The 11430-nt window shown below is 59.0% G+C and carries 11 protein-coding genes; 7 read left to right on the plus strand and 4 right to left on the minus strand.

Annotated elements, in window-relative coordinates:
- The first annotated feature begins 82 nt into the window (after positions 1–82).
- On the plus strand, positions 83–523 hold the full coding sequence (locus EQV97_RS27760) for a heme-binding protein (protein ID WP_045057745.1): 441 nt from the start codon (positions 83–85) through the stop codon (positions 521–523).
- A 197-nt stretch (positions 524–720) separates the two neighbouring features.
- Positions 721–1179 carry a transposase gene (locus EQV97_RS27765; protein WP_240890468.1) on the plus strand — a complete coding sequence of 153 codons (459 nt, stop codon included), beginning with the start codon at positions 721–723 and terminating at the stop codon, positions 1177–1179.
- Between the two features lie 396 nt (positions 1180–1575).
- On the opposite strand, the gene EQV97_RS27770 is transcribed toward EQV97_RS27765, so the two are convergent.
- On the minus strand, positions 1576–2181 hold the full coding sequence (locus tag EQV97_RS27770) for a TetR/AcrR family transcriptional regulator (RefSeq protein ID WP_045057747.1): 606 nt from the start codon (positions 2179–2181) through the stop codon (positions 1576–1578).
- 134 nt (positions 2182–2315) lie between these two features.
- Between EQV97_RS27770 and EQV97_RS27775 the strand changes: the two genes are divergently transcribed.
- A complete protein-coding gene (locus tag EQV97_RS27775) occupies positions 2316–3230 on the plus strand; it encodes a DUF808 domain-containing protein (protein WP_122837981.1) in 915 nt (304 codons plus the stop codon).
- 145 nt (positions 3231–3375) lie between these two features.
- On the opposite strand, the gene EQV97_RS27780 is transcribed toward EQV97_RS27775, so the two are convergent.
- Both EQV97_RS27780 and EQV97_RS27785 read right to left on the minus strand, forming a co-directional pair.
- On the minus strand, positions 3376–4164 hold the full coding sequence (locus EQV97_RS27780; RefSeq protein WP_045057748.1) for a VacJ family lipoprotein: 789 nt from the start codon (positions 4162–4164) through the stop codon (positions 3376–3378).
- Entirely contained in the window at positions 4157–5455 is a 1299-nt protein-coding gene (locus EQV97_RS27785; protein ID WP_122837982.1) for a serine/threonine protein kinase, read from the minus strand. The genes EQV97_RS27780 and EQV97_RS27785 overlap by 8 nt, the downstream gene beginning before the upstream one ends.
- Before the next feature lie 223 nt (positions 5456–5678).
- Here EQV97_RS27785 and EQV97_RS27790 point away from each other — a divergent pair, with 223 nt between their 5' ends.
- Positions 5679–6047 carry a hypothetical protein gene (locus EQV97_RS27790; RefSeq protein WP_045057750.1) on the plus strand — a complete coding sequence of 123 codons (369 nt, stop codon included), beginning with the start codon at positions 5679–5681 and terminating at the stop codon, positions 6045–6047.
- Between the two features lie 57 nt (positions 6048–6104).
- Here the strand turns inward: EQV97_RS27790 and EQV97_RS27795 are convergent, their stop codons facing one another.
- A complete protein-coding gene (locus EQV97_RS27795) occupies positions 6105–7703 on the minus strand; it encodes a beta (1-6) glucans synthase (protein ID WP_225569082.1) in 1599 nt (532 codons plus the stop codon).
- A 300-nt stretch (positions 7704–8003) separates the two neighbouring features.
- On the opposite strand from EQV97_RS27795, the gene EQV97_RS27800 reads away from it, so the two are divergent.
- The 3 genes from EQV97_RS27800 (at position 8004) to EQV97_RS27810 (ending at position 11074) form a co-directional block, all read left to right on the plus strand.
- Positions 8004–8855: a glycine betaine ABC transporter substrate-binding protein gene (locus EQV97_RS27800; RefSeq protein ID WP_045057752.1), complete on the plus strand. Its 852-nt coding sequence runs from the start codon at positions 8004–8006 to the stop codon at positions 8853–8855.
- A 252-nt stretch (positions 8856–9107) separates the two neighbouring features.
- Positions 9108–9419 (plus strand): DUF485 domain-containing protein, encoded by a 312-nt coding sequence (locus tag EQV97_RS27805; RefSeq protein WP_042558286.1) that lies wholly within the window; start codon positions 9108–9110, stop codon positions 9417–9419.
- Positions 9416–11074: a cation acetate symporter gene (locus EQV97_RS27810; RefSeq protein WP_225569083.1), complete on the plus strand. Its 1659-nt coding sequence runs from the start codon at positions 9416–9418 to the stop codon at positions 11072–11074. Before EQV97_RS27805 ends, EQV97_RS27810 begins: the two co-directional genes overlap by 4 nt.
- Positions 11075–11430 lie beyond the last annotated feature (356 nt).

Below are 11430 nucleotides of genomic sequence, written 5' to 3' on the forward strand. Positions count from 1 at the left end.
ATTGTGTTCTATTTGTTGCATCGGCCTGCGGCACTTTCGCGCAGGCCACTGGCTTTACCTATAACAAAATGAGGACGGCACCATGAGCGCTTTAACCTTGAAAGTTGCAGTCAACCTGGTCAATCAGGCCATTTCGGCAGGGCGTGCAATCTCTGCGGCTCCATTGACCATTGCAGTACTGGATGCCGGCGGGCACTTGATCACCTTGCAGCGCGAGGACGGCGCCAGCCTGCTGCGCCCGCAAGTGGCCATCGGGAAGGCCTGGGGCGCAATCGCCCTGGGCAAGGGGTCTCGCCTGCTGGCACTGGACGCACAACAACGCCCGGCATTCATCGCGGCCTTGAACAGTTTGGGGCAGGGCAGTGTGGTGCCGGCACCGGGTGGTGTGCTGATTCGGGATCAGGATGGGAATGTACTGGGAGCGGTGGGGATCAGCGGCGATCTTTCGGATGTTGATGAGCAGTGTGCAATCAGTGCGATCGAGGCGTCGGGGTTGCGGGCGGATGCTGGAGTAGTGGCTTGATCTATGGGTGATTGATACCGCTATCGCCAGCAGGCTGGCTCCCACAGGGGTTTATCTGGAGTGTCAGAGATCAACTGTGGGAGCCAGCCTGCTGGCGATGACGGACATTCAGACACATCCAGCTAACTGTCTGCCCCGCCCTTGGGGAATATCAGGACTAGCCTAGTTCCTGAATCAATCATGCAAAGGGCAAAGGAATGCCTGATTTACCCGCTTCAAAGCGCCTGCGAATCGGCCGCTATGCTGAATCCAGCCGCATTTACCTGCTGACTATCAATACTCGCGACCGAGAACCGATATTCAAGGATTTCTCCTTGGGTAGAGGGGTGGTCAATCAATTTCGCTGCGCTCAGGATCAAGGCTTCGCCAACTCACTGGCATGGGTTGTCATGCCCGATCACTTTCATTGGTTGATTGAGTTGCGGCAGGGGTCGTTGGGTGCACTGGTGCAAAGGACTAAATCCTTGAGCACCAAGGCAGTGAAGCAGTCTACCGGTCGAACCACCAGTCTCTGGCAGAGAGGGTTTCATGATCGGGCGCTGCGGCGGGAAGAGGATTTAGTGAAAATGGCTCGATATGTTGTAGCCAACCCGCTGCGGGCTGGACTGGTAGAGAAGCTTGGCGACTATCCGTTGTGGGATGCTATCTGGGTTTGAACCGAATCGGAGTCGTCCCCATCGCCAGCAGGCTGGCTCCCACAGGGTGTTGTCTGATTGTCAGAGTTCAACTGTGGGGGCCAGCCTGCTGGCGATGACGTGAGTCCGGGCTCCCACAGGGTGTTATCTGATTGTCAGAGTTCAACTGTGGGAGCCAGCCTGCTGGCGATGACGTGAGTCCGGGCTCCCACAGGGTGTTGTCTGATTGTCAGAGTCCAACTGTGGGAGCCAGCCTGCTGGCGATGACGTGAGTCCGGGCTCCCACAGGGTGTTGTCTGATTGTCAGAGTTCAACTGTGGGAGCCAGCCTGCTGGCGATGACGTGAGTCCGGGCTCCCACAGGGTGTTGTCTGATTGTCAGAGTTCAACTGTGGGAGCCAGCCTGCTGGCGATGACATCAGTCCGGCTCACACCCCTTCAACACCAACCGGATAATCGTCTGCGCCGCTGCTTCGTAATCCTCTTCATCCAGCTTCGCCTTGCCGGTAATTGCAGTGATCTGCCAGTCAAAGTCTGCATACGTCTGAGTCGCTGCCCAGATGCTGAACATCAGGTGATTAGGGTCGATCGTTGCGATCTGGCCGCGGTCGATCCAGGTCTGGATGCAGTCGATGTTGTGCTTGGCCTGGCTGTTCAGTTGTTCGACCAGGTCGGCGCTCAGGTGCGGGGCGCCGTGCATGATTTCGCTGGCGAACACCTTGGAGGCGAACGGCAGGTCGCGGGAGATGCGGATTTTCGAGCGGATGTAACCGCTCAGCACTTCACTGGGTACACCGTCGGCGTTGAACGGCGTCGAGGCCTGCAGGATGGGCTCGATGATGCTTTCCAGAACCTCGCGGTAGAGGTTTTCCTTGGATTTGAAATAGTAGTAGACGTTAGGCTTGGGCAAACCCGCCTTGGCTGCGATGTCACTGGTTTTGGTCGCAGCGAAGCCCTTGTCGGCAAATTCTTCACTGGCGGCACGCAGGATCAGTTCTTTGTTGCGCTCGCGGATAGTGCTCATAAACCAGGTGGTTCCTTGCCTGTACTGGCGGTGGCGCATGGTAGCACCGGCTTTGCGCACCGCTCAAGAATGCCCCGCGACGGCTCTGGCAGGCTATGCTGCCCAGCATTCACTCTTTGCAGGAAATTTCATTCATGGCAGGAAGCAGTTTGCTGTTGCTGATCGACGACATCGCCGCGGTGCTCGACGATGTGGCGCTGATGACCAAGATGGCCGCGAAAAAGACGGCTGGCGTGCTGGGTGATGACCTGGCTCTCAATGCGCAGCAGGTGTCCGGAGTACGTGCCGAGCGCGAAATACCGGTGGTATGGGCCGTTGCCAAGGGCTCGTTCCTGAATAAGCTGATCCTGGTGCCGTCGGCGCTGGCGATCAGCGCATTCATCCCGTGGCTGGTCACACCATTGCTAATGGTCGGTGGTGCTTACCTGTGCTTTGAAGGGTTCGAGAAGCTGGCGCATAAATTCCTCCACAGCAAGGCTGAGGACGAGGCTGAACACGCTCAGCTGGTCGAGGCGGTAGCCGACCCGGCGACCGACCTGGTGGCTTTCGAGAAGGATAAAATCAAGGGCGCCATTCGTACTGATTTCATCCTGTCGGCGGAAATCATCGCCATCACCCTGGGAACCGTGGCTGGCGCTTCGCTGACCCAGCAGGTCATCGTGTTGTCGGGGATCGCCATCGTGATGACCGTGGGCGTCTACGGCCTGGTCGCGGGTATCGTCAAACTCGATGATCTGGGCTTGTGGCTGACCCAGAAGCCAGGCCAGATGGCCAAGAGCATCGGCAACGCAATCCTGCGGGCCGCGCCCTACATGATGAAAAGCCTTTCGGTGATTGGTACGGCGGCGATGTTCCTGGTCGGTGGCGGGATTCTGACCCATGGCGTGCCGGTGGTTCATCACTGGATCGAGGAGGTCAGCGTGAGTGCTGGCGGGGCCGGGTTTATCGTGCCGATGTTGCTTAATGCCGTGGCGGGAATTGTGGCGGGTGCGGTGGTGCTGGCGGGGGTGATGCTGGTGAGCAAGATCTGGAAAGCGCTGAAGAGCTGAAGCTGCACGCATTTCAAAGTTAATACTGTCCAATGTGGGAGCGGGCTTGCCCGCGATGGCGGCGCGACATTCAACGTAGAGGATGAATGTTGTGGCCCCATCGCGGGCAAGCCCGCTCCCACAATTGGTTTTGATGTTGCCGCTGTTACTCGGCGATCTGCAACTTGCGCGACTCGGTATAGACGTAGCGCACCTTCTCGTACTCGAACGGCGAGTTCAGCTGGCCGTAACGGAAGCTGGTCTGATAGCGCCGATCAACTGCGCGCAGCATCCAGACTTCCGGGTGGTTGGAGCTGACTTCCGAAACGTTGAGGAAGTTGATCGCCGACTCGGCGGTAAAGTCCACGGCCAGGCCGCCGGTGTCGCGGATGTTGGACGGGCCGAGGATTGGCAGCACGAAGTAGGCGCCGCCCGGTACGCCGTAGAAGCCCAGGGTCTGGCCGAAGTCTTCGCTCTGGCGCGGCAGGCCCATGGCGGTGGCCGGGTCCCAGAGGCCGGCGATGCCGATCGTGGTGTTCAGCAGCAGGCGCGCGGTGGTTTCCATCGAGCGCTTGCCCTTGAACTGCAGCAGGCTGTTCATCAGGTTCGGCACATCGCCGAGGTTGTTGAAGAAGTTGCTCACGCCGGTGCGCAGGAAGCTCGGCGTGATGTAGCGGTAGCCATCGACCACAGGCAGGAACACCCATTGGTCAAAGCGGTAGTTGAAGTGGTAAACCCGGCGGTTCCACTCTTCCAGTGGGTCATAGACGTTCAGCGCATTGAGCGTCGAGCGCTCGAACTCGCGCTGATCCAGCCCCGGGTTGAACTTGAGTTTGCTCAGCGGCTCCTTGAAGCCATCGCTATCGACGACGATAGGCGCATTGGCTTTGCTGTTGTCGGCATGGGCGACGCCTGCACAGAGTAACGCTGCGATAAGCAGGAGAGATTTAGCCACGGAAGAACTCCAGCATGGCGTCGCTGTTGACGCGGTAATTGAGGTTGCCGCAATGGCCGCCCAATGGATAAACGGTCAGGCGATCACCGAACGTCTTGCGCAGGAAACCCAGGTCACCGGGGCCCAGGATCACATCGTCGGCGTTGTGCATAACGGAAATTTTCGGGCTGTCGCGCAGGTAATCCTCGAGCGCGTACAGGCTCACCTGGTCGATCAACTGCAGCAGGCTGCCCCCGTCCGTGCGGGCACGCCACATCGGAATCACCTGTTCGGTGATGTAGCAGTCGAAATCACACTGCAGCGCGCGCTTGAGGAACGGTGTAAGGCTGGTGCCTTCGGTGATCGGGTATTTCGGTGGAGTAATCAGGCCGCGACGGTTGATCAAGTCCGAGGTGAACGAAATATCGGCTGCCGAGAAGCGGAACGAGGTGCCGATCAACATCGCCATCTGTTCGTTGCTCAAGTGCTGCTTGGACTGCTGGAAGTCGTAGAGCAGCGCATCGTTGAGGTCGACGTAACCTTTCTGCTGGAAGTAGCGGGTCAGTTTGTTCAGCACCAGTTCATAAAAGGTGGTGCTGTTGTTGATGCCTTTAACCTCGGTCTGGACGAGTTTGTCCAGGTTGGTGATGGAGGTGTAAAGGTTGACCGGTGGGTTGAGCAGCAGCACTTTCTTGAAATTGAAACTGCGGCGGGTCTCGTCCAGGTGCGCGACAAAGGCCGCATCCAGGGCGCCCAGGCTGTAGCCGGTGAGGTAGTACTCGGTCACCGGTACTTTCGGATTCTGCGCCCGCACCGCCTGCATGACCCGGTACATGTCTTCGGCATCTTCCTTGGTTATGCCGGGGGTGGCGAAGCGCGAGGCGGCGCTGATGAAGTCGAAGCTGGTCGGCGAGGACAACTGCACGACGTGGTAGCCGGCCTTGTAGTAGAGCTTTTTCAAATATTCGTTGAGGCTGCTGTCATAGCGCGCGCCGGTACCGGCGATCAGGAAGATCAGCGGCGCGGCTTTGTCCTGGGTGGCGATGCGATAGGTAAGCTTCTTGACCGCCCAGAAGTTGTCCGGCAGTTCGAATGCGCGCTCCGGCCGCAGGGTGACGCTGCGGTCTTCCTGATTGATGTCGTCGTCCAGCGGCAACTCCGGACGCAGGTCCGGTGGAGTCGTGGCAATGGTGGCCTCAAACGGGTTGGTCAAGGGATAGCCATAACTGGCGGCGTCGATGTCGACCGCCAGTGCGGACGCACTCAAAATAAGGCCGCCAAACAGGGCGGCGAAGCGCAAGGAACGGAGCATGACTAGATCCCTTAGAGGAAGGTGCCGGATGAAGTTCGCAGGCTATGACCACGGCTTTGCCGCCAAAGTGCCACGCATCGGCACGAAACAGGCGTAATTCCGGGTAATAGTAGCTGGACGATACACTTTGCAGCCATTTGATGACTACTTATCTGTCGCGCGCGTTTGATTAAATTGTGAGGAAGATTAAGCTGGCGGCCGTTTTCGCCTATTGGAGTGCCCCATGTCCCGCCGTCTACCCGTGATCCTGCTGCTTGTTTTGCTGCCGTTGTGGCTGGCCGCCAGTTACGGCGCACGTTATGGCTTCATGGAAGACGCGCAGTGGGTGGGCATCTGCGTGGATGAGGCCAGTCGCTGGGAATGCCAGGCGCGTTCGAGCCTGGGTTTGATGATTCACTTCAAGGTATTGGGCTGGTCGGCGATCGCCGCAGCGGTGCTGGGGTTTGTTGTGCCCGGCCGGGCGGGGTGGTGGTTGGCGGTGTTGGCCCTGGTGCTGGGGTTTCCGGCATTGGCGTTGTACAACACCACGTTGGCGGTGTTTGCGGTGGTAATTGCAGCTTTGCGGCTGGTGCGGGCGGCTCGTAGCGCCTGATAGAGGCCGCCGCGGGCAAGGCTTGCCCGCGATGAGGCCCGCAGGTTTGCGCAAAGATCAGCCCTGCTGACGAACCCGCAAGCACCGCCACAATGCCGCGACCATCAGCCCGCTCACCAGCGCCCAGCCCCAGGCCTGCTGGTTCTGCAACCCTTCTACAAACAGCTGCGGCGCAATGCCTGCGCCGATAATGAACGTCAGCACGGCGATTTCCCGGCGTGGCACGCTCACCGGGCGGCACAGGTAGATCAGCGCCGGCAGGATGAATGCCATGCTTGGGAAGCTGCGATAACGCGCATCGAACACCAGTTCCAGCATCATCACCGCAGCGGCAAAGCCTGCGCCGGCGACCAGCCAGCCGGCCCTGCGCTCCAGCACATTGAATGCTCGTGCACGCCAGCCCGTGCGAGCGCTCAATGTCAGTGCGGCATGGGCCAGCACCAACAGATTTAATGCTGTCAGTAACGCGACCCACAGCCATTCGCTGGCAAAGCGGGTGGTGACGCGTGCCAGGTCGCCCCACGCGCCGATGGAACACGCTGCCAAGGCACCCAATAAAGGCAGCACCAGCGCCGCGCGAGTGCTGCGCACGCGACCGCCAAGCACCAGGGTACCGAGGAAAATCAAGCCGCCGACCACCAGCCATTGCGCCCAGTACGGCACGTTAGACACGGGACCGGCCAGCACGCCCTTATCCTGGCGATCAGCATCGAACAGCCCCCAGTAACCGCCCACTGCGCCTTCACTGGCGCGTTTCCATGGCTGGTCGAAGGCTTCGATCAAGTTGTAGTGCCAACCCTGTTGTTCTGCCATGGCGACAAAACCGCGGATGAACTTGGCTTCATTGACCCGGCTGGGCAGGGCCGTCTCGCGCTGGCGGCCTTCGCTCGGCCAGCCGGTTTCGCCAATCATGACGTCCTTGGGGGCGAATTTGTTGCCGAACACCTGGCGCACTTCGGCCACATGCTGCAGTGCGGCATCAATGTTGGAGGGGTCGTCTTCCCAGTACGGCAGCAAATGGATAGTCAGGAAATCCACCGCCGGGGCTATTTCCGGGTGCTTGAGCCAGAATTCCCAGACGTCGGCATAGGTCACGGGTTGCTTGACCTGGCTCTTGACCCTGTTGATCAGCACGGCCAGTTGCGGGCCGGTGATTTCCTTGCGCAGCAGCACTTCGTTGCCGACGATCACCGACGTCACCACGTCGGCATTGGCATTGGCCGAAGCGATCAGCAGGTCGACTTCCTTGGCCGTGTCCACCGGGTTGCTGTTGACCCAGGCGCCGATCATCAACTTCAGGCCATGCTTGCGCGCCAGATCTGGCAGGGCTTCGAGGCCGGTCATTGAGTAGGTGCGGATGCATTCAAAGCGCGTGGCGAGCAGGGCGAGATCGGCGTCCATGCGCTCGGGGCGTAATTTGAACGGCACGTCGAACGGCGACTGGTCCTTGTCGAACGGCGTGTAGGAAGCGCACTGCAACTTGTGTGTAGCGCTGGCGACGTCCGGCAGGATCACCGGTTTACCAAGGCCGTACCAGAAACCACACAAGGCAAAAAGCCCAAGCAGGCAGGCGAACAGATAGGCAAAAAAAGGAAAGCGCGAGGTCGCGGACATGGTCAGGCCGTCTGGGAGCAAAGCGGGGCATGTTACCTGCATTTACCGCGCGCTTGGTGCCTCGCATGGTTTTGACATGCAATGTTCGGGCGGATTGGCCGGTTGCGGGGGAGCGGCGATCATTAATGGCGTTCTGATGTCGTTTCTCGATGGCTTGAGGTCGCTGGCAGAGCAGGTCGCCTGCGGCGTCAGGTTGATTATCGAGGCGTCAGTGCTCTCATGGAAAAACCGAGCTGATGATCGAACGAGCTTGCGGTGTGCGTGATGGGGGCGCGGCGCACCAGAACAATACGTTGACGCGACTCGGCATCCGTCGAGCGCAGCACTTTCGGGGAAGTAACGATGAAGATGCGACGACTTTTAGGCGCGGGTGCCGCTCTGGTGCTTGCGATTGGCTCCACAATGGCCAATGCCGAGAGCAAGACCCTGAGCATCGGTTATGTCGACGGTTGGTCCGACAGCGTCGCGACTACTCATGTGGCGGCCGAAGTGATCAAGCAGAAACTCGGTTATGACGTGAAGCTGCAAGCGGTAGCGACCGGGATCATGTGGCAGGGCGTGGCCACCGGCAAACTCGACGCCATGCTCTCCGCCTGGCTGCCGGTGACCCACGGCGACTACTGGGCCAAGAACAAGGACCAGGTAGTCGACTACGGTCCGAACTTCAAGGATGCCAAGATTGGCTTGATCGTGCCGGAGTACGTCAAAGCCAAGTCGATTGAAGACCTGAAAACCGACGACAGCTTCAAGGGCCGCATCGTTGGCATCGACGCCGGTTCGGGCGTGATGCTCAAGACCGATCAGGCGATCAAGGATTACGGCCTGAGCAATTACACCCTCAAGGCAAGCTCCGGCGCCGGCATGATTGCCGAGCTGACCCGTGCCGAGAAAAAGAACGAATCCATCGCCGTTACCGGCTGGGTGCCACACTGGATGTTCGCCAAGTGGAAACTGCGCTTCCTCGACGACCCGAAAGGCGTCTATGGCGCGGCTGAAACCGTGAACAGCATCGGCAGCAAAGAGCTGGCGACCAAGGCACCGGAAGTGGCCAAGTTCCTGAAGAACTTCCAGTGGGCGTCGAAAGACGAAATCGGCGAAGTGATGCTGGCCATCCAGGATGGCGCCAAGCCAGACGCCGCAGCGAAGGCTTGGGTCGCGAAACACCCTGAGCGTGTGGCTGACTGGATCAAGTAAATCTGAGGTCAGGCACCTATCCCCTGTAGGAACTGCCGCAGGCTGCGATCTTTTGATTTTGATTTTTCAAGATCAAAAGATCGCAGCCTGCGGCAGCTCCTACAGTCATGTTTAAGGTAGGGAAATTGTTTCCTGCTGGAAAATGGCGAGTCTGTCATGTCGTTCTAATACTAAGGTCGTCTGGAACCTGGCCCGCAGCCGCATAGAGTGGATAACGTTCCAACAATAATCTGTGCTGCGAGGATAAAAACAATGAACGACAGCATTTACCTCTCGATTCAAAACAGCCCGCGTTTCAAGGAGCTGGTTAGCAAGCGAGAAAAGTTCGCCTGGATTCTTTCGGCGATCATGCTTGGGCTTTACTCCGGATTCATTCTTCTGATCGCTTACGGGCCGCATTTGCTGGGCGCGAAAATCAGTCCTGAGTCATCCATTACCTGGGGCATTCCGATCGGTGTTGGGCTGATCCTTTCCGCCTTCATCCTGACCGGCATCTACGTAAAACGCGCCAACGGCGAATTTGACGACCTGAACAATGCGATTCTCAAGGAGGCTCAGCAATGATCCGGCGTCTATTGGCTCTATTGAGCGTTGCAGCATTTGCACCGGGTGCCTGGGCGGCGGATGCCTTGACCGGCGCAGTGGCCAAGCAGCCACTGAATGTCCCGGCGATCCTGATGTTCGTGGCGTTTGTCGGCGCTACTTTGTATATCACCTACTGGGCCTCGAAGAAAAACAACTCGGCGGCCGACTACTATGCGGCCGGCGGCAAGATCACCGGTTTCCAGAACGGTCTGGCGATTGCCGGTGACTACATGTCCGCGGCGTCCTTCCTGGGTATTTCCGCCCTGGTGTTCACCTCTGGCTACGACGGCCTGATCTATTCGATCGGCTTCTTGGTGGGCTGGCCGATCATTCTGTTCCTGATCGCCGAGCGCCTGCGTAACCTGGGTAAATACACCTTTGCCGACGTGGCGTCCTACCGCCTTGGGCAAACCCAGATCCGCTCGCTGTCCGCCTGCGGTTCGCTGGTGGTGGTGGCGTTCTACCTGATCGCGCAGATGGTGGGTGCCGGCAAGCTGATCCAGCTGCTGTTCGGCCTCGACTACCACGTTGCGGTGATCCTGGTCGGTATCCTGATGTGCATGTACGTGCTGTTCGGCGGCATGCTGGCGACGACCTGGGTGCAGATCATCAAGGCAGTACTGTTGCTGTCCGGCGCCTCGTTCATGGCGTTGATGGTCATGAAGCACGTCAACTTCGACTTCAACGCGCTGTTCTCCGAGGCGATCAAGGTTCACCCTAAAGGTGACGCAATCATGAGCCCTGGCGGTCTGGTGAAAGATCCGGTCTCCGCGTTCTCCCTGGGCCTGGCGCTGATGTTCGGCACCGCTGGCCTGCCGCACATCCTGATGCGCTTCTTCACCGTGAGTGACGCGAAGGAAGCTCGCAAAAGCGTGCTGTACGCAACCGGCTTCATTGGCTACTTCTATATCCTGACTTTCATCATCGGCTTCGGCGCGATCCTGCTGGTTAGCACCAACCCGGCGTTCAAAGATGCTGCTGGCGCGCTGCTGGGCGGCAACAACATGGCGGCGGTGCACCTGGCTAACGCAGTGGGCGGCAGTATCTTCCTGGGCTTCATCTCGGCGGTAGCGTTCGCGACCATCCTGGCAGTGGTTGCCGGTCTGACCCTGGCCGGTGCTTCGGCGGTGTCTCACGACCTGTACGCCAGCGTGATCAAGAAAGGCAAGGCGAACGAGAAGGACGAGATCCGCGTGTCGAAAATCACCACTATCGCCCTGGCGGTGCTGGCGATTGGCCTGGGTATCCTGTTTGAAAGCCAGAACATCGCGTTCATGGTGGGCCTGGCATTCTCCATCGCGGCGAGCTGTAACTTCCCGGTACTGCTGCTTTCCATGTACTGGAAGAAGCTGACTACCCGTGGGGCAATGATCGGTGGCTGGCTGGGTCTGGTGAGCGCTGTTGGCTTGATGGTCCTGGGCCCAACCATCTGGGTGCAGATCCTGCATCACGAGAAGGCGATCTTCCCGTACGAGTACCCGGCGCTGTTCTCGATGATCATCGCGTTCGTGGGCATCTGGTTCTTCTCGATCACCGACAAGTCGGCGGCTGCAGACAGGGAGCGGGCGCTGTTCTTCCCGCAGTTTGTCCGTTCGCAGACAGGTTTGGGGGCGAGTGGGGCGGTTTCTCACTGATAGCAGTAACACGCTTCAAGTTTTAGCTAATGCCCCGATCGAGAGATCGGGGCATTTTTGTTCCTGTCCAAAATGTGTGTTGTCAGGTTCGTCCTCATCGCCAGCAGGCTGGCTCCCACATTGGAATGTGTGCTTCCTGTGGGAGCCAGCCTGCTGGCGATGGCGGTGGTTCAGTCATTGCGTAAAGCCCAGGCTGGGTCCCACATTGGAATGTGTGCTTCCTGTGGGGGCCAGCCTGCTGGCGACAGCGGTGGTTCAGTCATTGCGTAAAGCCCAGGCTGGGTCCCACATTGGAATGTGTGCTTCCTGTGGGAGCCAGCCTGCTGGCGACAGCGGTGGTTCAGTCATTGCGTAAA

Origin of the sequence: Pseudomonas sp. TMW22090 (assembly GCF_022496665.1) — a bacterium.
GTDB lineage: Bacteria > Pseudomonadota > Gammaproteobacteria > Pseudomonadales > Pseudomonadaceae > Aquipseudomonas > Aquipseudomonas gregormendelii.

Bases quoted from the DNA above. Each gene is read 5' to 3' on its own strand.
- EQV97_RS27760 (WP_045057745.1), top strand. From the start codon at position 83: ATGAGCGCTTTAACCTTGAAAGTTGCAGTCAACCTGGTCAATCAGGCC.
- EQV97_RS27765 (WP_240890468.1), top strand. From the start codon at position 721: ATGCCTGATTTACCCGCTTCAAAGCGCCTGCGAATCGGCCGCTATGCT.
- EQV97_RS27770 (WP_045057747.1), bottom strand. From the start codon at position 2,181: ATGAGCACTATCCGCGAGCGCAACAAAGAACTGATCCTGCGTGCCGCC.
- EQV97_RS27775 (WP_122837981.1), top strand. From the start codon at position 2,316: ATGGCAGGAAGCAGTTTGCTGTTGCTGATCGACGACATCGCCGCGGTG.
- EQV97_RS27785 (WP_122837982.1), bottom strand. From the start codon at position 5,455: ATGCTCCGTTCCTTGCGCTTCGCCGCCCTGTTTGGCGGCCTTATTTTG.
- EQV97_RS27790 (WP_045057750.1), top strand. From the start codon at position 5,679: ATGTCCCGCCGTCTACCCGTGATCCTGCTGCTTGTTTTGCTGCCGTTG.
- EQV97_RS27795 (WP_225569082.1), bottom strand. From the start codon at position 7,703: ATGCAGGTAACATGCCCCGCTTTGCTCCCAGACGGCCTGACCATGTCC.
- EQV97_RS27800 (WP_045057752.1), top strand. From the start codon at position 8,004: ATGAAGATGCGACGACTTTTAGGCGCGGGTGCCGCTCTGGTGCTTGCG.
- EQV97_RS27805 (WP_042558286.1), top strand. From the start codon at position 9,108: ATGAACGACAGCATTTACCTCTCGATTCAAAACAGCCCGCGTTTCAAG.
- EQV97_RS27810 (WP_225569083.1), top strand. From the start codon at position 9,416: ATGATCCGGCGTCTATTGGCTCTATTGAGCGTTGCAGCATTTGCACCG.